Origin of the sequence: Herbaspirillum lusitanum (assembly GCF_046025995.1) — a bacterium.
Classification (GTDB): domain Bacteria; phylum Pseudomonadota; class Gammaproteobacteria; order Burkholderiales; family Burkholderiaceae_D; genus Herbaspirillum; species Herbaspirillum lusitanum_A.
In genome coordinates, this window is sequence record NZ_JAQQFM010000007.1 from 218,946 (window position 1) to 240,654 (window position 21,709).

Here is a 21,709-nt window from a genome sequence, read left to right on the forward strand (position 1 = left end):
AAATATGAAAGTCGATGTGTATAAACGCCCTGATACGGATGGCCTGTATTCTTACCTGGTGATCCCGCATGAAAAGCCTCTGCCTCAGGAAGTGACCAACACCGATTGGATGATGCATGAGCAGGATGTCAATTTTGAAGGCAATGGCAATGGCCGCAAGCATTTCACGCTTGAGCCGGACGACGCCTTCAGGCAGATCGGCGAAAAGGGTTATGCCATCAGTCATCTCTGCGATCGCAGCAGGGATGCCGGTTTGAGTAATTAATCCGGCAGCACCAATGCCGGGCAGGTGCTGAGGGAGGTTCCTTGCAGCACCTGCGCCAGCAGTGAACAACCCGCAGAGATCGCAAAGATCGCGGAAATTGCAGAAATAGCAGCGTTCAGAACAAGTCGCGGCGCAAGGCGTAAAGAATAAGAAGAAGAGGCCGGGTGATCAGTGCAAAGCAGCGCCGCTCCAGAGAATCCGGGCCGCAAGTGTCCGTAATGTCAGTCAAAAAAGGAGACCAGCATGCCAACCGAACACAAGGGTGATTACGATATCGAGTATTCCGGCGTCCGCCTGATCGGCGACACCGATGAGTGGATTGCCAACCTGGCAATCTTCGGCCCCTCCACCAATCCCATGCACCGCAATGCCGTCTTTCCTTTGCAGCGCGTGTCGCCGGACAAAGTGTTCGATGACGAAAAATCGGCGGAGGAAGAAGCGCACAAGGCGGGTGTAGAAATGCTGGAGAACAGCAAGAGCTGCGGCTTCAAGCACTGAAAATTCCCGTTCGACGTCGTTCGCTCTCCCTTGCCAGGCGCCGCGCAGACCGCTTTGTACAAGGCACGCATCTAAAATAGTTTTAGCGCAGGATGCAGGCGTGCAAGCTTGAACAGAGCTTGCACGCCTGATTTTGCGGCTGGCATCTCCCTCCGTTTTACTTCCTCTGCTTTCATTTTCCTGATCGCCTGATATTGGCAGGCAAAAATCTTTCCGTGGATCGGCAGGATGTCGCGCGCCTCCCGCACCTCCCGCGCCTATTCGAGGCTGGCATGAAACTCGCATGGCTGGGCAAGAGCGCCGCAGATGCGGCTGACATTGTCCGGCGATTCGAAATAGAATGTCGGACATCGTATTTTTATACTTTTTCCAACATATCCCATGAAGCCTCAAGTCGTCGTTCTGATCCATCTTTCAGAAGCCAGCTATCAAACCATCAGTGCGCAGTACGAGATCTTGTATGCGAAGGACAAGCAAAGCCGGGCCGACATGATTGCAGGGGCGGCCAGGCAGGTGGCGGTGGTGCTGACCAATGGCGGCACCGGCCTCACCGGCGCCGAGATGGCGGCACTGCCGCGACTGCAACTGGTATGCGCCTTCGGCGCCGGTTACGAGAACGTGGACGTCGCCTACGCCAAGGCGCACGGGATTGAAATCGCTACCGGGGCCGGCACCAATGACAGTTGCGTCGCCGACCATGCCATGGCCTTGCTGCTGGCCGTGGTGCGCGACATTCCCGGCATGGACAAGGCTTGCCGCAGCGGCGGCTGGCGCGATCACTTGCCCTTGCAGCCGGACCTGTCGGGCAAGCGCATGGGCATCGTGGGCCTGGGCGCCATCGGCAAGAAAATCGCGCGCCGCGCCCATGCCTTTGACGTCGAAGTTGCCTACTGCAACCGCAAGCGCCGCGATGACGTGGATTACGCGTATTTCCCGGATATCGCGCAACTGGCCGGCTGGGCCGACATCCTGGTGATGGCGACTCCGGGCGGCGCCGAGACGCGCCATCTGGTGTCGACCCGGGTGCTCAAGGAACTCGGCCCGAAAGGCTATCTGATCAATATCGGCCGCGGCAGCATCGTCGATACCGCCGCGCTGGCACTGGCGCTCGCTAATGGCGGTATCGCCGGCGCCGGTCTTGATGTCTATGAGAGCGAGCCGCAACCGCCTGCAGAGCTGATCGGACTGAGCAATGTGGTGCTGACGCCGCACGTGGCGGGCTGGTCGCCGCAATCAATTGCGGCGTCGGTCGATAAATTCCTGGATAATGTCGCCCAGCATTTTGCTGCAGCCCAGCCGGTGGTACGGGTCTGAGGCAATTGCCTTCATTGCGTGCTGTCGTTCATGCGGCGGCCCGCAGCTTACTGATACGAACAGATGCAAACTGATTCAACCCGCGACCCGCAACAACCAGAGAAAGCCCGCACCATGGACCTGCCATCTCACCAACTGACCATGACGGTCCTGATGACGCCCGATATGGCGAATTTCGCCGGCAATGTGCACGGCGGCACCATCCTCAAACTGCTGGATCAGGTGGCTTACGCCTGCGGCAGCCGCTATGCGGGGCAATATGTCGTGACGCTGAGCGTCGATCAGGTGATGTTCCGCCAGCCGATTCACGTCGGCGAACTGGTCAGCTTTCTGGCCAGCGTCAATCACACCGGCACTTCATCGATGGAAATCGGCATCAAGGTGGTGGCGGAAAATATCCGCACCCAGGAAACGCGTCACGTGAACAGCTGCTTCTTCACCATGGTGGCGGTGGACGATCAGCGCAAGCCGATCGCAGTGCCGGCCCTGCGTCCCTTCACACAGGAAGAAAAACGCCGCTATGACGCGGCGATTGTGCGCAAGTCCTTGCGCCAGGAACTGACCAAACGTTATGCGGAAGCCAAACCGGGCTGATTGCTTGATCAGTATCGCTTGATGGCGGCATCAAGCAGAGGCGGGCGCAGCAATATGATTGCTGCGCCCGCCTTGTCATTTCAGCATCGGAGTTGGTTCAGCTCAGATTGAGTGTGACGGTGCCGATCACACCCATGTCGGCAATGATGCGTTGTCCGGATTCAACCGGCATCGGCACGATGGCGGAGCCGGTCGCCACTACCTGACCCGCGCTCAGCGTCATGCCGTAGCGCGACAACTCATTGGCCAGCCAGGTCAGGGCAATGCGCGGATCGCCCAGCACCTGTGCGCCGCTGCCATCGCGTTTTTCACCGCCTTCGATACTGCCGCTGACGGCGTGCGCCGCCAGATCGAGGGTGCGCCACGGGGCGCTGGTCGGTGCGCCCAGTACGAACTGGTCGGCGCAAGTATTGTCGGCGATCAGTTGTTCGGCGCCGACTTGCTTGAATTGTTCATAGCGTGCATCAGGAATTTCAATCGCCGGATGCAGTGTGGCCACCGCGTCCATTACCTCCTCCTGCGTATAGGGCGTGGCGCGCGGGGCCAGGGTCTTACCCATGCGAAAGGCGAATTCGACTTCAATCACTTTCATCAGGCTGTTGCCCAGGGCGATGCTGGCATCGTTGCGATGCACGCGCTCGGCCAGCAGACGTCCGGCCAGCGGGGCATCGACGTTGAGCAGTTTTTGCCCTCCGGGGCCGGTGGCGCCTATCTTCCATCCTGCCAGCGGTGCAAAGCTGCGCGCTTCGACCAGTGCTTGTATGGCGTAGGCTTCCTGGCGATCCTGAGGGCGCAGTTCGGCTGGTAATTGCGCCATGCGCTTGCCGTGCGCCCAGCAGTCCCACAGCAGATCCGCAGCCTGTTGCCGTTGTGATTCTGTCAGCATATTGTTTTTCCCCTGGTTGAATTATCGATGCCGGTCTTGCTGTTTTTTTACTTCTTCGGCCTGCATCATCATAGAGAAATTCAGCTGCAGTTGCAGCAAGGCTTTAATAATTTCATGCGAGCGTAGTCTGAGTGGGTGGCTTGAGCCCCACTGAGATCAATGCAGCAACGGCCCCAGGCTGCCGATGAGCAGCGTCAGCAAGCCGAGGCAGAGATTGATGCCGACCAGTTTCCTGATCTGTCCCAGCGCCGGTGCTGCCGCGCTCCATTCCTCGACATCGACGGCGCGCTTGAGTCGCTTGAACGGCGCGAAGAAGATATGCGCGAAGATCAGCATCATCACGATGCCGATAACCGCCATCAGGCTGACATACACCGGCGGTTTGCCTATCTGCGCCATCATGTGCAGGCCGCTGCCCAGCAGCAGCGCCACCGCCAGCCAGACCCAGGGAAAGAAACGTGCAAATACGCCCCGCATCAGTTGCAGGCGCTGCGGCCCCTGCAGCACCTCCGCCGCTGTCGGGCGTAAAGCCAGATGCGCGAAGAACATGCCGCCGACCCAGATGGTCAGGCCCAGCAGGTGCAGGAATTTGGCGATCAGCATGGGGTATCCCCTCGGAGAGTGAGTCAGTCATTGCTTCAAAAAGCGGAGCGCATTTTGCAGAAGGTTCGTCTCTGCACAGAAGCGCGGCGAGGCAGCATTGTCGCATGCGTACCGGTGCAGGGAAGATCGATTGAATATGTTAATGTCTTCGGCGGACTGCAGCATGGAACTGCGGCCGCAACCCTGATCAATCACGCGCGAGCACCTCATGGCGATACTTAGCGAAATCAATGTCTATCCGATCAAGTCCTGCGGCGGCATCAGCCTGATGCAGGCCGATATCGGCGAACTCGGTCTGATGTTCGACCGTCACTGGATGCTGGTCGATGCCGATGGCCAGTTTCTGACGCAACGCAGTGTTCCGCAGATGGCCTGCATCACTCCGGCACTCACTGCCAGCCATCTCATCGTCAGCGCGCCCGGCATGGCGGATTTGCATGTCGCGCATGGCGAATTGTCCGGCGCGCCGCTGCAGATTCAGGTGTGGAAAGACAGTTTCATCGCGCTGGATCAGGGGGATGAGGCAAGCGCCTGGTTTTCCGCGTATCTGAAAACGGAAGTGCGGCTGGTGCGTTTCGACCCGGCGGTGCATCGCGCTTGCAGCGCGGACTGGACCAGCGGCTTCGACGCCGGCACGCAGTTCTCCGATGGTTTTCCCTTGCTGGTGATCGGCGAAGCGTCTTTGCAGGAGCTGAACGGCCGGCTGCAGGCCAAAGGGGCGCCGGCCTTGCCGATGAATCGCTTCCGGCCGAATCTGGTGCTCAGCGGGCTGGAGGCTTACGAAGAAGATTTTATCGATACGATTTCTTTCGGCGACGGGCCGCAGGCCTTGCAGATCAAACTGGTGAAGCCCTGCGCACGCTGTCCGGTGCCCGGCATCGATCAGCGCAGCGGACTGCGCGATCCGCAATGGCCGAACGAGCCGCTGGACACGATGGCGGCGTACCGCGCCAATCAGCGCGTCGGCGGCGGACTGTGCTTCGGACAGAATTCCATCGTGATCGCTGGCGTCGGCAGCAGGATCAGGGCCGGCCAGGAATTTGTTTATGAATTGAATTTTTGATTGCGCGGCGCTGCTTGCGCTGCAAAGGAAGTGCAGGCAGCGCCATGATGTCGGCGATGGCATAAATCCTGCTATGAATTTTATGCAGGAATTCATCGGACATCGCATCCGCCAAGCGGGATTGAGCCAGGCGGGAGTTGCTCAAGGTAGGCTCAACAAAGCTATGCATATAAAAAAGAAGCAGGAACGCCAGATCAGGAAAGCGTCGCGGCAAGTACAGGGAAATCCGGGTGGCGCAGGCAAGGGGCAAGGTCGCCGATTGCGGGCCAGGGCGGCGCTCATTCTGAGTGGCGGTATGTTGTTCGCCACTTTCTCCCATGCCGCCGATAAGACCGTTCTGATCGGCCTGGCGGCACCGATGAGCGGCTTGTCAGGCAGTACCGGCCTGAGTTTGCAGCGTGCTGCAGAAATTGCCATCCGCGATCTGAATGTGCAAAACCTGCGCATCGGCGGCGACAGAATCGTTTTCAAATTGCTGCCTCAGGACGATCGCGCCGATCCGCGTGCAGGCGAATTGATCGCCGACTATTTCGTCAAGAGCAAGGTTGCCGCAGTGGTCGGTCACTGGAACAGCGGCGTCGGGATTCCGGCATCAAAAATCTACAACGCTGCCGGCATTCCACAGGTGGCGCCGGCGGTGACTTCGCATGCCTACACGCAGCAAGGCTTTGCCACCACTTTCCGCATCGTCGGCCACGATGACGACGGCGCGCGTTACACGGCCGAATACGTGATGCGCGATCTGAAAGCCAGGCGCATTGTCATCATCGACGACCGCACGCCTTTCGGCGCCGGCTATGCCGAGCAGTTTGACAAGGCAATCGGGGAGTTGAAGGGCAATGTCGCAGGGCACTTCTCGATCGGTAGCAAGACTTCTGATTTCAACGAAGTGCTGCGCCAGACCAAGGCGCTTGATCCGGATGTGATCATGTTCGGCGGGCTCGATGCGCAGGCCGGCGAACTGGTGCGCGAGATCAAGCGACTGGAAGTACCGGGCAGGCTGGTCGGCATCGGCGGCGTAGTCGGGCAGACTTTTCTGAAACTGGCCGGCACTGCAGGCGAGGGCACGACCGTACTGGAGCCCGGCCTGCCTTCCTATAAAAACGCGCAATGGACGCATTTTGAAAAGTCATGGAAGCAGCAATACAGCGACCCCATCTACCTTTATGCGCCGAGCGCCTACGATGCCGTGCAGGTGATCGCCGCCGCCATGCGCCAAGCCAATGCAGTTGATCCCGTGAGTGTCACTCAAGCGCTGCACAAGGTGCGCCACAAGGGCATCACTGGTGAAATCGCCTTCGATGAAGATGGCAATCTCCGCAATCCGCAATTCACCCTCTATCAGGTACGCAAGCAGGAGTGGCTAGTTGTGAAAACGATTACAGGAAAAAACTGAGGCAGTTTCTGAGGCGGTGATCGTGTGGTGATCAAGGTAAGTCCGCCCAATAAAAAAAGCGCGCCTGACACAACAGAGCGCGCTTTTTTTATGTGCCGCGATGCTCGAAATAAAAGCAGTCGAGTTCGCGGCCATGCTGCTTCCGGCAAGATTTTTGCGGGATTTATTTCTTTGGACGACCCACCTTCAGCGGTGTCAGACCACCCAGAATCTGTTGCAATTCTGTCGTCTTCAGGTTCTTGATCAGCGACACACCGATGCGCAGCAGGTCGCTTTTCTTGATTTCCAGGCCGGCTTTCAGGCATGTCTTCTTGACCTGAGCGATCACCGCATATTCATCTTCAGGCATCGTGAAGCTGTCACGAATCTGCTTGATCTTCTTGGCCTTCTTTTCTGCCTTGACCGGTTTTGCCGGCTTGGCGGGCTTTGCCGCAGGCTTCGCTGCCTCTGTCTTTACGACCGGCTTGGCGGCTGCTGCAGGCGCTGGTGCGGCGACAGGCTTCTTGGTGGGCGCGGCTGCCGGAGCGATTTTTGCTGCTGCCGGCTTTGCTGCTACCGGAGTTTTTGCTACGGCTTTCACCACCGGCTTGACGCTTTTTGCGGCAGGCTTGGCGACGGTTTTCTTGACGACTGCGGTGCTGCTTGTCGCTGCTTTGACTGGTTTGGCCGCTGCTGTGCTGCGTGCTTTTACTGCTGGTTTGGTGGTTGCCATGCGATCTCCATAAAAATTGATATAAACAATATATATTTTTTTTCAATTACGCGCAATTGCATAATTTCTGATGCATTCGGACATTGCCGCCTGATTCTACTCGATTCATGTGCCTGAAATGGACGGCCCGCAGGCGAAAAAAAGCAGCCCGATCGCTTGCGCGAGGGGCTGCATGAATTGCTTCGGTCTCTGCTCAGGTATTACAGGGGAACTCACTACAGGGTACTGCGGTGCTACGGGTTACTACAAAAACAAAGGTACTGCCGGCTGCTTTTCGGTCAGGCCGTCTTGGCCAGTTTCAATGGTTCGCTAGGACGCAGGTCATGGTCGATCTGGAAGTCGCGCAGGAAATGGCTGAAGTTGTTGCCGACTTCGGCGTGCTTGACGCCCATGGCGACGGTCGCCTTCAGATATCCCAGCTTGGAGCCGCAGTCATAGCGCTGGCCGACGTAGCGGTAAGCCATGACTTGTTCTTTCTTCATCAGCGCAGCGATGCCGTCAGTCAGCTGAATTTCGCCGCCGGCGCCGGTGCCGATGTTTTCCAGTTCGTCGAAGATGCCGGGTGTCAGGATGTAGCGGCCGACCACTGCCAGGGTCGAAGGCGCCGATTCAGGCGCCGGCTTTTCGACGATGGCGTTGACTTTTTCCAGGCGCTCCTGATAGGCCTCAGCGCTGACGATGCCGTACTGGCGAGTATCCAGGCGCGGCACGTCCTGCACTGCCAGCAAGCTCTTGCCCTCGACATTGAAGACATCTGCCATTTGCGCCAGCACGTTTTTCTCGCCCGGTTCAACGTCCATGAAGTCGTCGGCCAGGATCACGGCAAAAGGTTCGTCGCCGACCAGCGGCTTGGCGCACAGCACTGCGTGGCCCAGGCCCAGCGGCGAGGACTGACGCAGATACACGCAATTGACGTTCTTCGGGATCACGTTCTGTATCAGTTCCAGCAGCTTGGTCTTGCCGGCGGCTTCCAGTTCGGTTTCCAGCTCGTAGGCCTTATCGAAATGGTCTTCAATGGCGCGCTTGCTGCGGCCGGTGATGAAGATCATTTCGGTGATGCCTGCCTGCACCGCTTCTTCGACCGCGTACTGGATCAGCGGCTTGTCGACGATGGGCAGCATTTCCTTGGGTTGAGCCTTGGTGGCAGGCAGGAAGCGGCTACCGAGACCGGCGACGGGAAAAACGGCTTTGGTAATTTTTGTCATGATGCACACCCTTATGAAGGAAGGATAAATTTAAACAAGGACGAATCTTTATTCCGTTTGCAAGCCTTGAGCCTGCAGATGCTGCTTGGTCAGCAGCTTCATATGCAGATACATGAAGAACGTGTGGAACAGCGGTGCGGCGGAAGGAAAGGCATTGCTCAGCAAGCTCGCCATCAACATCGGCCAGCTGCCGCGCGAAGGCGCCAGCACCAACAGATGCGCAGCCGCTCTCGGCAATGCCGAACCACTATTCGGCCGCGTGGCGAGGGCAAGATCTTCCGCTTCGGAAAGCTTGTCTGCATGCTGGTGAGGGTGCGCATTGTTCATGATTGTCAGCTTGTTGGTATTAATTTGTCTGCTTTGTAGTTATCGAATAAGTCGCTGTATTCATTGCGTCGACGCCGTGTTTCTTTACTGCCGGCAGCCCGGTTCACATCGCTTCTATTGCAGGGCATCATAAGAATCCATGAGCTTCTTTGCTATAGGAAAGTCGCGCTTTGACTTGTAGGAAAACAGGAATATCTTGCGTTGCACAAACGGCAGCTTCTTGTCCTACAAGCAAATGGGCCGGCGTCTGATATGGATGAGCCCGGAGTGCTCATAAGATGAGCTCAGCCGTCCGATAACGACGGTGTTCAATTAACAAGAAATGAAAGGAACATCATGGACCACGGACTTATTGCCTGGCTGGTTATCGGCGCAATTGCTGGCTGGTTGGCCGGCGTACTGGTTAAAGGCGGCGGCTTCGGCTTGCTGGTGGATATTCTTATCGGTATCGTCGGCGCCGTCATCGGTGGCTGGCTGGCCGGTGCACTCGGCATTGCCGTCGGCGGCGGGATTCTGGCGTCGATCGTGACGGCTACGCTGGGTGCGGTGGTATTGCTGCTGATCGTGCGGGCTTTCAAGCGAGCCTGACACAGGCCTGCGTGCAGCGAGGCGTCTGAGTTGCCAGTCTCCTTCCTCGCACGCTGATGCAAATCAAGGGTGACATGCGCAAGCATGTTGCCCTTGTGCACATCCGGGGGCATCTTTTGCGATATCCGGATGTGATGCAGTGCATTTCTTCCGAGAATTCATCTCTCAAAAGTTCCATGTGGAAACGTCTGCATTTTGATTCTGTTACCGCAAGTAAAGTGGTGGACGTTGCACTGCTTTTTCCCCTTACAATGCAGGCGGAATTTCTGACGATCCGGCAAGGTCAGGCCGGAATAACAACATGAACAACATGCAGCGCGACGCCTGAGCGTCTGCGTTTTCTATTTCTTCAATTCAACTCTCAGAAAAATCATATGAGCAGCGTTCATCCACAGGCAGGCCAGCGTGCCGCCGCATCGGCCCTGGTCGATTTGCCGATTCTGATTTCCAACTATTACAGCCTGCGCCCGGATCCATCGGTTTCCACGCATCGCGTCGCCTTCGGGACTTCCGGGCATCGCGGCGTGTCGAATGCGCACAGCTTCAATGAGTGGCATGTCCATGCGATCACTCAGGCGATCTGCGATTACCGCAAGGAAAAATCCATCACCGGTCCGCTGTTCCTCGGCATCGATACGCACGCCTTGTCCGAACCGGCCTGGCACAGCGCGCTGGAAGTGCTGGCCGCCAACGACGTGGTGAGCATGATCGCGCAGGGCAGTCCCTATGTGCCGACGCCGGCGCTGTCGCATGCCATCCTGACGCACAATCGGCTGCATCCCGAAGCCCTGGCCGATGGCGTGGTGGTGACGCCGTCGCACAATCCGCCCGATAACGGCGGCTTCAAGTACAACACACCGAACGGCGGCCCGGCCGACTCCGATGTCACCAGCTGGATTGAAAAGCGCGCCAACGCCTATCTGGAAAAACAACTGGATGGCGTCCGGCGCATTCCTTTCGAGCGCGCGCTGAAAGCCGGCACCACACGCCGCTACGATTATCTGGACGCCTATGTCAGCGACCTGCCCAATATCATCGACCTGGCCGCGATTCGCAGCGCCGGCGTCAAGATCGGCGTCAATCCGCTGGGCGGCGCCGGTGTGCATTACTGGGGGGCGATTGCCGATCGCTACAAGCTGAATCTGGAAGTGGTGAATACGGACGTCGATGCGACTTTCCGTTTCGTGCCGCAGGACTGGGACGGACAGATCCGCATGGATCCGTCTTCGCAATATGCGATGAGCGAACTGATTGCCTTGAAGGATCGCTTCGACGTGGCGCTGGCCTGCGATACCGATCATGACCGGCACGGCATCATTGCCAGGAGCAGCGGGCTAATGCCTTCCAATCATTATCTGAGCACCGCGATTTTTTACCTGTTCCGCCATCGTCCGGCCTGGCGTGCGGATGCCGCCATCGGCAAGACGCTGGTGAGCAGTCAGATGATCAATCGCGTGGCCACCAGTCTGGGGCGCGAACTGAAGGAAATGCCGGTCGGCTTCAAATGGTTTGTCGACGGTCTGTTTGACGGCAGCCTGGGTTTCGGCGGCGAGGAAAGCGCCGGCGCGTCTTTCCTGCGGTTCGACGGCAAGCCCTGGAGCACCGACAAGGACGGCATCACCGCCGCCTTGCTGGCGGCGGAAATGACTGCGCGCACCGGCACCGATCCGGGCCAGATCTACAAGGACCTGACGCTGCAGCTGGGTGAGCCGCTTAACGGCCGCATCGAAGCGGCGGCAACGCCGGAGCAGAAGCAACGTCTGTCCAAACTGTCGCCGGCCGATGTCAGCTCGACCGAGCTGGCCGGCGAAAAAATCCGGGAAGTGATGACCACCGCGCCGGCCAACGGCAAGGCGTTCGGCGGGCTCAAGATCGTCAGCGACAACGGCTGGTTTGCGGCGCGTCCGTCGGGTACTGAAAACATCTACAAGATCTATGCCGAAAGCTTCCGCGATCAGCAGCATCTGGACAAGATCTTCGGCGAAGCCCAGGAGATCGTAACCAAGGCTTTGCAGTCATGACGATGGGCTGAGCGGAATATGAGTGCATGAACCGGCTCCGGTTCTTGCATGCAATTGCATCAATTGCAGCATCGGAAATCGCGTTCTTGCCTGACGGCAAGGCGCGATTTTTTTGTTGTGCGCCCCTCTCTTTTTATCGGCGCCGTTCGCTTCACAATTTCCTACATCGGAATAGGCCGATGTCCTGCTTCGTTCACCCCTCCGAGTTCGTAACATCAAGACAAGTTCTGCACAAGCTCATCTGGAATCGTATTGGCTGGCGGCGGAGCGATGAAGCAGGCATCAAGGCGCGAGATACATGCGGACAATCAGGCACAGGCAGCGCCGGCCCAACCGGGGTTGGGTTGCCGCAACCACGGAGAATTCACATGAGCAATCAGACCTCATCGCAGGCACCATCGAATTCGGCGCCGGTGGCGGCTTTGTTGCGACCGCCGCAGCACCGCGACGCAGCAGGCGAGTTGCATGACGCCGATGACAGAACCGATATCAGGCACATCACGGGAGAAGAATTGGAAATGCAAGTTCAGCGAGAAATCCAAGCCGCAGAAAAAAAGAAGCTGCCGGTCATCGAGACCGGCGAATTTCTGGTGGTCGAGCCGGATGGCAGCGAAGATCCCTGGTCCAGCATCGATGACGGCTTGCTGCCTTCGTCCGATGCAGAACAAGAGCGCGGCGAGCGTAAAGAGCCTGAGCGCTGAGGTTGGTTTTGGCGACTGCAGTGAACATTGAGATAAGACATGCCGCAGAATTCGGCGCCGCTGGGCGTCATACCAGGAGAGTTCACATGTACCAGATGCATAAACCGCAGGACGTGCCGCCACTGGAAGTGCCGCCGCTTGATCCGACTCCGCCGCAAGAACCCATTCCGCATCAGCATCCGGAAGTGAGCCGGCTGAACTGACTCAGGCGCTGAGTTTGCCGCATCAGGCAAGCACTGGATTTCACTTTTCATGGAGGGCACACTTTGATCTATTCCTTGCACACCCCGCAAGAAACGCCGCCTGCGCCCGACCCGCATATGCCGCCACCTGAGTTGCCGGACGACGATCCGATTCCGATCGAGGATCCGCCTCTCAATCCGCGTCCTTCAGACAAGCCCATACGCATGCATGCCCACTGATTTGCGAGAGTGCTGGCGGCAGGGCAAGATGGCAGATGGCAGATGTTCCACAACTGCGCCGCGCTTTCGCCTCTACGGGCAATGCGGGCAATGCTCGGTGCAACAGGAGGTAGTCATGCCTTATATTTATTCGGACCCTGAAGCAAATTCCGCAGTCATTGGCCTGTCGGAATCAGCTGGCGCTGATGCGATCGAAGGCGATCAATTGCCTGTGCAGAACGATCCCGACCTCTTGTCGGGCGAGGCCGGCCCGGCAATGTCCGCTGAGCAGCTCGGTGGTTCAGAGGCGGATTCTTCCGAGTCTCCACCCGAGGCTGACGCTACCTCCGATAACGCGCCGGGCAAGCGTGCTGCCCGCAGCAAGAGCGCACGCGCGCCTTATGTGAAGCAAGTGTCTTCCGACAACGAAATCGGCAAGGAGATCGTGGATGCCGACGCCAAGGAGCTGGCGGTGCAGCGCGCCTCGGTCGAGCGGGCTCAGGAAGAAAAAGTGGATAGGGCGCATCAGGAAGAGCAGCGGCAGGAGCGCGTCGCTGATAAAAAGATGGACGATGCGCTGGCGCAGACCTTTCCGGCCAGCGACCCGGTGGATCATACCCAGGGCGACTGAATGCCGGAACTTTCATTTTTATTGCTCGCATGCAAGTGGGTTTTTCATCGCGCACGCTCTTCGTCGTTCAACGCACCGCTCTTCGGCACCACTCTTCAGAGGTGAGCGTATTCCGCCTCGTCAACGCGCAAATCTAGGCCCATCCTTTCTTTGCAGTTTTCCTGAAATCGGCCGCAAAGCCGCATCTGTACTGATAATCTTCTTTTTCGTTCCGGCTGTGCTTCCTTGCAAGTTTCGGCTCGCGCCCCTATACTGCGCGGCATAGCATTGCCTCAGGTATCCGGCGCGCGATCGGGCGTCGGATTTAAACGGGAAACCGGTGCGAGCGCGATAAGTCGATGAGCGAAAGCCGTACGATTGGTCTGCGACTCAATGCCGGCGCTGCCCCCGCAACGGTAAGCAAGTGCAGGATTTGCAGTACGCCACTGTGTGCAGACATGGGAAGGCGCGAATCCGGACTGGCTTCATTGAAAGTCTGTCAACTTGCCAGCCCGGAGACCGGCCTCAAGGCGACTCTTAAGTTTGCATCGCGGAGGGCGATCGGATGGACTGCTTCAGCAATCCCGAATTGATTTCCTCGCGCGCGTCCTGATCTTCTACGGCTGCGCGCAGCTCAGGTTCAGCCAATCAGCTGCCTGGCCGCCGCGTTGCATGCATCTGTTTCAGACTTCTTTCCAAAGGAACACACGATGGCGTCCGTATCCGGCTCCGGCGTAAGCGACAAGATTGCTTCTTCCACGACTATCCCGGCCGCCAGCGTCTGGCGCGACCGCATTGCGCCTTCGCTGCTGGCATTCGCCCTGGGCGCCGCGCTGATCTATGGCGCCGGTTTCGCCTCCAAGGTCGAGCTGCACAATGCTGCGCACGATGGCCGCCATTCGGCCGGCTTTCCCTGCCACTGACGCGGGGATTTTTCAATGAACTGGACAGTATTCCGGCGCATGGCGTCGGCGGTAGTCATTGCCGGCGTGCTTTCGGGCGTGGCCCTGACCGGCGTACAGCAATTGCAAGTCAGCAAGATCATTTTGCAAGCTGAAGTCTACGAGCAGGCGGCCGAGCAGCATGAGCACAGCCACGAGCATGCTGCGGCGCCTGAGTCGGCAACAGCTGCAACCACTGCGCCCTCGGCGGAAATGCCCGCTGCATCCACTAGCGCTGCAGTGGCCGAACATGAGCATGAGCACGGCGGCGACGAATGGGAGCCGGCCAACGGCGTCGAGCGCACCGGTTACACCGTGCTGGCCAACGTCAGCATGGCAGTCGGTTTTGCCCTGATGCTGGTGGCGGCGATTGCCGTCAGCGGCCGTCAGGTCGGCTGGCGCAGCGGTTTGCTGTGGGGCGTGGCCGGTTATCTGGTGTTCTTCGTTGCGCCTTCGCTGGGCTTGCCGCCCGAAGTGCCCGGCACCATGGCGGCGCCTTTGCATGCGCGCCAGCTGTGGTGGGTGATGACCGCCGGTCTGACCGCCGGCGGCCTCGGCCTGATCGTGTATGCCCGCGCCTGGTGGTGGAAGCTGGCCGGCGCCGTGTTGCTGGTGGTGCCGCACCTGATCGGCGCGCCGCAGCCCGAGATGCACGGCGGCGCGGCACCGGCCGAACTGGCGCAGGCCTTCATCCACGCCACCGCCATCGCCAATGCGTTTTTCTGGCTGGTGCTGGGCGGCCTGACCGGTTTCTTTTACAAAAAATTTGCCTGAACATCTCAGGCGCGCGCTGTTTGCCGGTCTGTGTTCAGCCGGCGCCGGCGCGCTGAAGGACCATCGATGAGAACACACAATCGGCATGTGCTGATGTGCACCGGCCCGCGCTGCACCGAGGACGGCGTGCTGGCCGAGGCCATGTTTGCCGTGCTGGGCGAACAGATCGATGCGCGTCCCGAATTGCGCGTCAAGCGCACCCGCACGCACTGCATGGTGGCCTGCAAGGCGCAGGCGCCGGTGGTGGTGGTCTATCCCGAAGGCGTCTGGTATCGCTGTGAAGACGCCGCTGCCATCGAACGCGTCGTGGTCGAGCATCTCGAACACGGACGCGAAGTCACCGACCTGATTTTTCACCGCCTTGGTTCCGGCGACGTGCTTACCGAGGATGCTCCTGATGTCTGATCAATTGCCGGTCGCCGAATCCGGCGCGGGCGTCGCGTCTGCGCGTGCTTTGCCGCGCATGGCCTTGCTGAGTCACGCGCCGTCCGATCTGGCGATGCTGCAGCACGCGGTCAATCTGCTGCCTGAAGACTTTCCGCGCATTGCCGGTTTCGATCTGCAAAGTCTGCAGCAGGCTGCAGCCGAAAAGGAACAGCAGGATGAAGCCGATGCGGCGGCGCCAGGTGGCCTGCAAGCGCTGCTGCGCGGCAGTCTGCAGGCGGCGGACGTCATCGTGGTGCGGGTGCTGGGGCGACTCGGCAGCGTACCCGGTTTCGCCGAGCTGCTGCGCGTGGCGCGCCATGAAGGGCGGCATCTGATCGTGCTGAGCGGCGCCGGCGAACCCGATGCCGAACTGGCGGCGGTGTCCACCGTGCGTCCGGAAATTCAGCAGCAGGCGCTGGCCTATTTTCATGCCGGCGGCAGCGTCAATCTGGCGCAGCTGATGCGTTATCTGTCGGACCATCTGCTGTTCAGCGGTTTTACTTTCGATGCGCCGCAAGCCTTGCCCGAGCATGGCGTCTACCATCCCGATCTGGAGCAGGGCGACGGCGTCGCCGAGTGGCTGCAACTGCGCCGCCCCGGGCGACCGGCGGCCGGCATCGTGTTCTATCGCGCGCACTGGATGAGCGGCAATACGCATTTCATCGACGCCCTGATCTCTGCGCTGGAGCAACGCGGCATGGACGTGCTGCCGGTGTTCACTTCTTCCCTGCGCAAGGGAAGCGGCGAGGAGTCCGGCACCGGCAGTCAGGCCAAAAAGGCCTTGCCGCCGGCCCTGCAATACTTCGGCGCGGCGGACGCCGCCGGGCAATTCAGACCGCACGTCGATGTGCTGATCAACACCACCTCGTTTGCCATGGGCGAAATCACCGCCGGCGGCATCACGCCGGCCGGCTGGTCGGTGTCGGTGCTGGAGCAGCTGGACGTGCCGGTGTTGCAGGCCATGACCAGCGGCATGACCGAAGCGCAATGGCGCGAATCCTCGCGCGGCATGAACCCGCTCGATGCCGCGATGAACGTGGTGCTGCCGGAATTCGACGGCCGCATCATCGGCGTGCCGCTGTCGTTCAAACTGCCGTCGGCCGGCGGCGCGGTCGAATACCGCAGCTTGCCCGACCGGGTGCGGCGCATTGCCGGCCTGGCCTGGCGGCAGGCGCGACTGCGCCAGGTGCCGAACGAGAAAAAACGCATCGCCTTCATCTTCACCAATTCCAACAGCAAGGCCTCGCAGATCGGCAATGCAGTCGGCCTCGATGCACCGGCTTCGCTGCTGCTGTTATTGCAGGCGCTGCAGCGCGCCGGCTACGTGATCGGCGAGACGCCCGACAGCGGCAGCGCACTGATTCATGAACTGATCGACCGTTGCTCCTATGACGACATCTACCTCAGCAGCGAGCAACTGAACAACGCCGCTGCTCGCGTGCCGGCCGCGCGCTATGCAGAATGGTTCGCCGATCTGCCGCCCACGCTGCAGGACAAGATGCGCCGTCAATGGGGGGAGGCCCCGGGCGAGGCCTATGTGCACGACCAGCATCTGGTGCTGGCCGGGCTGAATCTGGGCAATGCCTTCGTCGCGCTGCAACCGCCGCGCGGCTACGGCATGGACCCCGACGCCATCTATCATCAGCCCGATCTGCCTCCCACCCATCATTACTATGCGCTGTACCGCTGGCTGGCCGACGACTGGGGCGCCGACGCCATCGTCCACGTCGGCAAACACGGCACGCTGGAATGGCTGCCGGGCAAGGGCGTCGGTCTGTCGCAGGATTGTTTCCCGGATGCGCTGCTGGCCGACATGCCGCTGTTCTATCCCTTCATCATCAATGATCCGGGCGAGGGCGCGCAGGCCAAGCGGCGTGGTCACGCGGTGGTGGTCGATCACCTGACCCCGCCGATGACGACTGCCGATACTTATGGTGCCTTGGCCCAGCTGACGCAACTGGTGGATGAGTATTACCAGGTCGAGATTCTCGATCCGTCCAAGCTGCCGCTGCTGCAGCAACAGATCTGGGAACTGGTGCGCCAGACCAATCTGGATAGCGATTTGCAACTGAGCCTGGTGAGTCACACGCACGATCACGAACATGGTCACGAGCACGGCCATGAACATGAGCATGGACACGCGCATCACGCTCATGACCATCACGGCCACGCTCACCATGATCATGGGCATGGTCACGACCACGGCCACGATCATCACGACCACGATCATGCGCACGAAGGCGAACTGCCGCATGGCCTGAGCGAGATGGACGGCTCGGCGGTGGCGCACCTGATTGAAGACCTCGACGGCTATCTGTGCGAACTCGGCGCGGCGCAGATTCGCGACGGCCTGCACATCCTCGGCCGCACGCCGGATGAAACCCAGATGCCCGACATGCTGGCGGCGCTGACGCGCTTGCCGAATCAGGATCTGCCCGGTCTGCAGGAAGAGATCGCGCGCCTGTTCGGCCTGCGCATCGCCATGCTGCTGGACGACAAGGGCCGGCGTCTGAACATCGACGATGCCTTGCAGCGCGTGAGCGGCAAAACCATCGTCACCCGTTCCGATGCGCTGGAAGCCATCGATGAACTCGGTCTGACGCTGATGCGCGCGGTGCAGGAGCATGGTTTCTCGGTGGCGACGCTGGAAGAAATCGTGGCGCATGCCTTCACCGGCTTGCAGCAGGCGCCGGCGGAACAAAGCGCCCGTCTGCAACCGACCGTGCGCCGCGCACCGGCCTCGCTGTTCGGCGGCAAGCCGGCGGCGACTGCCGCAGTTGCAGGTCTGGCACGCCGTTCGGCAGCGCCGGCAATCTCGGCTGTCTCTGCACCATCCACCGCGCCGGCGGCACCCGTCGTGGCGAAGACGCCCGATTTCAAACCGCTGCTGCGCATCCTCGAATTCGTCTGCGTGCAGCTGGAGCCGAATCTGCGCCGCGCCAGCGACGAGATCGGCAATCTGCTGCATGGCCTGAGCGGGGGCTATGTGCCGGCCGGCCCGAGCGGCTCGCCGACGCGGGGCATGGCGCACATTCTGCCGACCGGCCGCAATTTCTATTCGGTCGATCCGCGCGCGGTGCCTTCGCAATCGGCCTGGCGCGTCGGTCAGCAACTGGCGCGCGAGGTGCTGCAACGCCATTTGCGCGAAACCGGCGCTTACCCGGAAAGTGTCGCCATCAGCATCTGGGGCACCAGCGCCATGCGCACCCACGGCGACGACGTTGCGCAGATTCTGTCGCTGCTGGGCGTGCGTCCGGTGTGGCGCGAAGGCAGCCGGCAAGTGGCAGGTATCGAGGTGGTGCCGATGAGCGAACTGCAAAGACCGCGCATCGACGTCACCACGCGCATCAGCGGATTTTTCCGCGACGCCTTCCCGCAGCTGATCGAGCTCATCGACGACGCCGTGCAAGCCGTGATCGCGCTCGATGAAGCGCCGCAAGACAATTTCGTGCGCAAGCACTATCAGGCCGATCTGGCGCAATGGCTGGCGGCAGGGACTGCGCAAGGCGAGGCCGAAGAGCGCGCCGGTTATCGTGTGTTCGGCGCCAAGCCGGGCAGCTACGGCGCCGGCATCCTGCCGCTGATTCAGGAAAAGAACTGGCAGGATCAGACCGATTTTGCCGAGGCCTACGTCAACTGGGGCGGCTATGCCTATGGCCGCAAGGCGCAGGGCAGCGACCAGCGCGAGGCATTCCGCACGCGCCTGGCGGGCGTGCAGGTGGCCTTGCACAATCAGGACAATCGCGAACACGACATCTTCGACAGCGACGACTATCTGCAATATCACGGCGGCATGATCGCCACCATCCGCGCCTTGAGCGGGCAGCAGCCGCGCCATTATTTCGGCGACAGCCACGACCCTTCCCGCGCCCAGGTGCGCGATCTGAAGCAGGAGACGCTGCGCGTGTTCCGCTCGCGCGTGGTCAATCCGAAATGGCTGGCCGGGATTCAGCGCCACGGCTACAAGGGCGGTCTGGAGCTGACCGCCACCGTCGATTATCTGTTCGGCTACGACGCCACCGCACAGGTGATGGACGACTGGATGTATCAGCAACTGGCCGAGGTGTACGCCTTCGATGCCGGCATGCGCGAGTTTCTGGAGCAGGCCAACCCCTGGGCCCAGAATGCGATCGCCGAGCGCTTGCTGGAAGCCGCGCATCGCGGCATGTGGGCGCAACCCGATGCGCAGACGCTGGAGCGCCTGCGCGAACTGTATCTGCACAGCGAAACCCTGCTGGAGGCGCGCGGCGAAACCCCGCGCGGCGCATGATGAATTCACTGAATCCCTTAGCCCAAGCTCAGGCTGACTCTCTTGCGGCGTCTCTTGCGGCGTCTGTTGCGGCGTCTCTTGCTGCGGCCGACGCCACGCCGGTGTTTCCGTTTTCGGCCATCGTCGGCCAGCCGCTGCTGAAGTCGGCGCTGCTGCTGTGTGCGGTCGATCCCGGCATCGGCGGCGTGCTGATACGGGGCGACAAGGGCACCGCCAAAAGCACCGCCGCACGCGGGCTGGCGCAGGTATTGCCGGCCATTGCACGGGTGCCGGGCTGCGCCTTCAACTGCCTGCCGGGCAAGCCGGCTGCCGCCTGCGAAATCTGCCATCCGCAACAGCCGGCAGCGCATCCGGCTGCCGTGCCTTTCGTCACGCTGCCGCTGGGTGCCACCGAAGACCGCGTACTCGGCACGCTCGATCTGCAACGCGCCTTGCAGGGCGCGCAGCGCGCATTTCAGCCTGGGCTGCTGGCGTCTGCGCATCGCGGCATTCTGTATATCGATGAAGTCAATCTGCTGGCCGATCATCTGGTCGATGTGCTGCTGGACGTGGCCGCCATGGGCGTCAACTCGGTGCAGCGCGAAGGCCTGTCGGTGACCCATCCGGCGCGCTTCACGCTGATCGGCACCATGAATCTGGAAGAGGGCGATCTGCGTCCGCAACTGCTGGACCGTTTCGGCCTGATGGTGGAAGTCACCGCGCCGCAGGACAAGAAAGTGCGGGCTGAAGTCGTGCGCCGCCGCATCGCCTTCGAGGCCGATCCGCCGGCGTATGCGCAGTACTGGCAGCTTGAACAGCAAGCCCTGCAGCAGCGTATTGCCGACGCCCAGCAGCGTCTGCCGCAGGTGGTGCTGAGCGACGCCATGCTGGATCTGATCAGCCATCTGTGCTGCGAATTCGAAGTCGCCAGTCTGCGTGCCGACATCGTGATGCACAAGACCGCGCGCGCCTTCGCGGCGCTGGCCGGCCGCGATCAGGTGACGCCGGACGACATCCGCGATGCCGCCCAACTGGTGCTGCCGCATCGCCGCCGCCGCAAGCCCTTCGAGCAACCGGGGCTGGATCAGGACAAGCTGGATGAGCTGATGCAGGAGCAGCAGACTCAGCAGAATCAGCAAGAGCAAGGCGAAGCGCCGCCGCCGCAACCGCCCACACAAAATCAGCAAAATCAGCAGGAACAGGACACCGGCGAAGGCTCAGGAGAGCAGCAGCCCGCAGTGCAACAGGATGACTCCGACGCCGCAGCAGGAACTCAGGTGTTCGCCGCCGTCGCGCCAGGCACGGTGCGCAAGATCAGCGTCGACAGCGCGCAGCAGAGCATCGCCGCACAGACGGCGCATGCCGGTCGTCGCAGCAGCGTGCACGACGTCGCGCGCGGCAGCATGGTGCGCGCCGTGCCGGACAGCAATCCGGATCGGCTGGCCGTGGGCGCCACGCTGCGCAGCGCCGTGGTGCGCAGCGCGCTCAACGGCGACCTCAATGAGAGCGGCCATATCGAAGTGGCGCGCACTGATCTGCATCGTCAGGTGCGGGCCGGCAAGAGCGCCAATCTGATCCTGTTCGTGGTCGACGCCTCCGGCTCGATGGCGGCGCAGCGTCGTATGGAGGCGGTCAAGGGCGCGGTGCTGGCCTTGCTGACCGACGTTTATCAGAGGCGCGATCAGGTGGCCGTGATTGCCTTCCGGGGCGAACGCGCCGAGTTGCTGCTGGCGCCTACGCGCAGCGTCGATCTGGCCGAGCAGGGCCTGCGCGAGCTGCCGACCGGCGGTCGCACGCCCTTGCCGCATGCTTTGGCGCTGGCGCTGGAGACCTTGCAGCAGGCCGCCGCCAACGACGCGCCGCCTTTGCTGGTATTGCTGAGCGACGGCAAGGCCAACGTCGCCTGTGGCGAACTGGGCGGCAGCGATGCCGATCCCTGGCGGCAGACGCAGGCGCTGGCGCAACGCATCGGTGCGCAGGGCGTGCCGGCGCTGGTGCTGGATACCGAAGCCGGTTATCTGCGGCTGGGGCGCGCGGCGCAACTGGCGGAGGCCATGGGCGCGCAATACCTGACACTGGAACAACTGAGCGCAGAGTCGCTGGCGCTGACGGTGCGCAGCCAGCTGGGCAAATAA

At 60.9% G+C, this 21,709-nt stretch carries 21 protein-coding genes and 1 riboswitch; of the genes, 15 read left to right on the top strand and 6 right to left on the bottom strand.

The genetic code is table 11. From position 1 onward, the window contains the following. The first annotated feature begins 4 nt into the window (after positions 1-4). From PQR62_RS16860 to PQR62_RS16875, 4 genes are all read left to right on the top strand, one after another. Complete coding sequence (locus PQR62_RS16860) at positions 5-265, top strand: DUF6139 family protein (protein WP_408159146.1); 261 nt, start codon at positions 5-7, stop codon at positions 263-265. 243 nt (positions 266-508) lie between these two features. Next, the gene (locus PQR62_RS16865) at positions 509-763 is read left to right on the top strand and encodes a hypothetical protein (protein ID WP_408159147.1); all 255 of its coding nucleotides are present in this window, start codon (positions 509-511) and stop codon (positions 761-763) included. Positions 764-1,144: 381 nt separating this feature from the next. Further along, positions 1,145-2,077 (top strand): 2-hydroxyacid dehydrogenase, encoded by a 933-nt coding sequence (locus PQR62_RS16870; RefSeq protein ID WP_408159148.1) that lies wholly within the window; start codon positions 1,145-1,147, stop codon positions 2,075-2,077. A gap of 114 nt (positions 2,078-2,191) precedes the next feature. Further along, entirely contained in the window at positions 2,192-2,671 is a 480-nt protein-coding gene (locus tag PQR62_RS16875; protein WP_408159149.1) for an acyl-CoA thioesterase, read from the top strand. A 97-nt stretch (positions 2,672-2,768) separates the two neighbouring features. Here the strand turns inward: PQR62_RS16875 and PQR62_RS16880 are convergent, their stop codons facing one another. Together PQR62_RS16880 and PQR62_RS16885 are read right to left on the bottom strand one after the other, a co-directional pair. Further along, positions 2,769-3,557 carry a 2-keto-4-pentenoate hydratase gene (locus PQR62_RS16880; protein WP_408159150.1) on the bottom strand — a complete coding sequence of 263 codons (789 nt, stop codon included), beginning with the start codon at positions 3,555-3,557 and terminating at the stop codon, positions 2,769-2,771. A 156-nt stretch (positions 3,558-3,713) separates the two neighbouring features. Next, on the bottom strand, positions 3,714-4,160 hold the full coding sequence (locus tag PQR62_RS16885) for a CopD family protein (protein WP_408159151.1): 447 nt from the start codon (positions 4,158-4,160) through the stop codon (positions 3,714-3,716). Between the two features lie 208 nt (positions 4,161-4,368). Here PQR62_RS16885 and PQR62_RS16890 point away from each other — a divergent pair, with 208 nt between their 5' ends. Beyond that, the gene (locus PQR62_RS16890; protein WP_408159152.1) at positions 4,369-5,223 is read left to right on the top strand and encodes an MOSC domain-containing protein; all 855 of its coding nucleotides are present in this window, start codon (positions 4,369-4,371) and stop codon (positions 5,221-5,223) included. Here the strand turns inward: PQR62_RS16890 and PQR62_RS16895 are convergent. Then, positions 5,183-5,542, bottom strand: a complete 360-nt coding sequence (locus PQR62_RS16895; protein WP_408159153.1) for a hypothetical protein — start codon at positions 5,540-5,542, stop codon at positions 5,183-5,185. The two genes, PQR62_RS16890 and PQR62_RS16895, sit on opposite strands and share 41 nt — an antisense overlap. On the opposite strand from PQR62_RS16895, the gene PQR62_RS16900 reads away from it, so the two are divergent. Further along, positions 5,519-6,619, top strand: coding sequence for a branched-chain amino acid ABC transporter substrate-binding protein (locus PQR62_RS16900; RefSeq protein WP_408159154.1), 1,101 nt, complete (start codon positions 5,519-5,521; stop codon positions 6,617-6,619). The genes PQR62_RS16895 and PQR62_RS16900 overlap by 24 nt on opposite strands. A 163-nt stretch (positions 6,620-6,782) precedes the next feature. Here PQR62_RS16900 and PQR62_RS16905 read toward each other — a convergent pair whose 3' ends face one another. From PQR62_RS16905 to PQR62_RS16915, 3 genes are all read right to left on the bottom strand, one after another. After that, the gene (locus tag PQR62_RS16905; RefSeq protein ID WP_408159155.1) at positions 6,783-7,331 is read right to left on the bottom strand and encodes a hypothetical protein; all 549 of its coding nucleotides are present in this window, start codon (positions 7,329-7,331) and stop codon (positions 6,783-6,785) included. A 278-nt stretch (positions 7,332-7,609) separates the two neighbouring features. Continuing rightward, a complete protein-coding gene (gene galU / locus PQR62_RS16910; protein ID WP_408159156.1) occupies positions 7,610-8,536 on the bottom strand; it encodes a UTP--glucose-1-phosphate uridylyltransferase GalU in 927 nt (308 codons plus the stop codon). Between the two features lie 48 nt (positions 8,537-8,584). After that, the gene (locus PQR62_RS16915; RefSeq protein WP_408159157.1) at positions 8,585-8,863 is read right to left on the bottom strand and encodes a hypothetical protein; all 279 of its coding nucleotides are present in this window, start codon (positions 8,861-8,863) and stop codon (positions 8,585-8,587) included. A 336-nt stretch (positions 8,864-9,199) separates the two neighbouring features. On the opposite strand from PQR62_RS16915, the gene PQR62_RS16920 reads away from it, so the two are divergent. The 9 genes from PQR62_RS16920 to PQR62_RS16960 all read left to right on the top strand — a co-directional run bounded on the left by PQR62_RS16920 (position 9,200) and on the right by PQR62_RS16960 (position 21,709). Beyond that, positions 9,200-9,451: a GlsB/YeaQ/YmgE family stress response membrane protein gene (locus PQR62_RS16920; RefSeq protein ID WP_408159158.1), complete on the top strand. Its 252-nt coding sequence runs from the start codon at positions 9,200-9,202 to the stop codon at positions 9,449-9,451. A gap of 374 nt (positions 9,452-9,825) precedes the next feature. Then, positions 9,826-11,472 carry a phosphoglucomutase (alpha-D-glucose-1,6-bisphosphate-dependent) gene (gene pgm / locus PQR62_RS16925; RefSeq protein WP_408159159.1) on the top strand — a complete coding sequence of 549 codons (1,647 nt, stop codon included), beginning with the start codon at positions 9,826-9,828 and terminating at the stop codon, positions 11,470-11,472. Positions 11,473-11,651: 179 nt separating this feature from the next. Further along, positions 11,652-12,173 (top strand): hypothetical protein, encoded by a 522-nt coding sequence (locus PQR62_RS16930; RefSeq protein ID WP_408159161.1) that lies wholly within the window; start codon positions 11,652-11,654, stop codon positions 12,171-12,173. 537 nt (positions 12,174-12,710) lie between these two features. After that, positions 12,711-13,205, top strand: a complete 495-nt coding sequence (locus PQR62_RS16935) for a hypothetical protein (protein ID WP_408159163.1) — start codon at positions 12,711-12,713, stop codon at positions 13,203-13,205. Between the two features lie 257 nt (positions 13,206-13,462). Then, positions 13,463-13,726, top strand: a riboswitch (cobalamin riboswitch). A gap of 168 nt (positions 13,727-13,894) precedes the next feature. Further along, positions 13,895-14,107 carry a CbtB domain-containing protein gene (locus PQR62_RS16940; RefSeq protein ID WP_408159164.1) on the top strand — a complete coding sequence of 71 codons (213 nt, stop codon included), beginning with the start codon at positions 13,895-13,897 and terminating at the stop codon, positions 14,105-14,107. A gap of 15 nt (positions 14,108-14,122) precedes the next feature. Further along, on the top strand, positions 14,123-14,899 hold the full coding sequence (locus tag PQR62_RS16945; RefSeq protein WP_408159165.1) for a CbtA family protein: 777 nt from the start codon (positions 14,123-14,125) through the stop codon (positions 14,897-14,899). 66 nt (positions 14,900-14,965) lie between these two features. Beyond that, entirely contained in the window at positions 14,966-15,304 is a 339-nt protein-coding gene (locus tag PQR62_RS16950; protein ID WP_408159166.1) for a (2Fe-2S) ferredoxin domain-containing protein, read from the top strand. Then, entirely contained in the window at positions 15,297-19,595 is a 4,299-nt protein-coding gene (locus tag PQR62_RS16955) for a cobaltochelatase subunit CobN (protein WP_408159167.1), read from the top strand. Before PQR62_RS16950 ends, PQR62_RS16955 begins: the two co-directional genes overlap by 8 nt. Beyond that, positions 19,592-21,709, top strand: a complete 2,118-nt coding sequence (locus PQR62_RS16960; protein ID WP_408159168.1) for a putative cobaltochelatase — start codon at positions 19,592-19,594, stop codon at positions 21,707-21,709. Before PQR62_RS16955 ends, PQR62_RS16960 begins: the two co-directional genes overlap by 4 nt.

Coding starts and splice junctions, on each gene's coding strand:
- PQR62_RS16895 (WP_408159153.1), bottom strand. CDS start 5,542: ATGGGAGAAAGTGGCGAACAACATACCGCCACTCAGAATGAGCGCCGC.
- PQR62_RS16900 (WP_408159154.1), top strand. CDS start 5,519: ATGTTGTTCGCCACTTTCTCCCATGCCGCCGATAAGACCGTTCTGATC.
- PQR62_RS16890 (WP_408159152.1), top strand. CDS start 4,369: ATGGCGATACTTAGCGAAATCAATGTCTATCCGATCAAGTCCTGCGGC.
- PQR62_RS16930 (WP_408159161.1), top strand. CDS start 11,652: ATGTCCTGCTTCGTTCACCCCTCCGAGTTCGTAACATCAAGACAAGTT.
- pgm (WP_408159159.1), top strand. CDS start 9,826: ATGAGCAGCGTTCATCCACAGGCAGGCCAGCGTGCCGCCGCATCGGCC.
- PQR62_RS16945 (WP_408159165.1), top strand. CDS start 14,123: ATGAACTGGACAGTATTCCGGCGCATGGCGTCGGCGGTAGTCATTGCC.
- PQR62_RS16905 (WP_408159155.1), bottom strand. CDS start 7,331: ATGGCAACCACCAAACCAGCAGTAAAAGCACGCAGCACAGCAGCGGCC.
- PQR62_RS16860 (WP_408159146.1), top strand. CDS start 5: ATGAAAGTCGATGTGTATAAACGCCCTGATACGGATGGCCTGTATTCT.
- PQR62_RS16920 (WP_408159158.1), top strand. CDS start 9,200: ATGGACCACGGACTTATTGCCTGGCTGGTTATCGGCGCAATTGCTGGC.
- PQR62_RS16870 (WP_408159148.1), top strand. CDS start 1,145: ATGAAGCCTCAAGTCGTCGTTCTGATCCATCTTTCAGAAGCCAGCTAT.
- PQR62_RS16955 (WP_408159167.1), top strand. CDS start 15,297: ATGTCTGATCAATTGCCGGTCGCCGAATCCGGCGCGGGCGTCGCGTCT.
- PQR62_RS16875 (WP_408159149.1), top strand. CDS start 2,192: ATGGACCTGCCATCTCACCAACTGACCATGACGGTCCTGATGACGCCC.
- galU (WP_408159156.1), bottom strand. CDS start 8,536: ATGACAAAAATTACCAAAGCCGTTTTTCCCGTCGCCGGTCTCGGTAGC.
- PQR62_RS16880 (WP_408159150.1), bottom strand. CDS start 3,557: ATGCTGACAGAATCACAACGGCAACAGGCTGCGGATCTGCTGTGGGAC.
- PQR62_RS16885 (WP_408159151.1), bottom strand. CDS start 4,160: ATGCTGATCGCCAAATTCCTGCACCTGCTGGGCCTGACCATCTGGGTC.
- PQR62_RS16940 (WP_408159164.1), top strand. CDS start 13,895: ATGGCGTCCGTATCCGGCTCCGGCGTAAGCGACAAGATTGCTTCTTCC.
- PQR62_RS16865 (WP_408159147.1), top strand. CDS start 509: ATGCCAACCGAACACAAGGGTGATTACGATATCGAGTATTCCGGCGTC.
- PQR62_RS16935 (WP_408159163.1), top strand. CDS start 12,711: ATGCCTTATATTTATTCGGACCCTGAAGCAAATTCCGCAGTCATTGGC.
- PQR62_RS16950 (WP_408159166.1), top strand. CDS start 14,966: ATGAGAACACACAATCGGCATGTGCTGATGTGCACCGGCCCGCGCTGC.
- PQR62_RS16960 (WP_408159168.1), top strand. CDS start 19,592: ATGATGAATTCACTGAATCCCTTAGCCCAAGCTCAGGCTGACTCTCTT.
- PQR62_RS16915 (WP_408159157.1), bottom strand. CDS start 8,863: ATGAACAATGCGCACCCTCACCAGCATGCAGACAAGCTTTCCGAAGCG.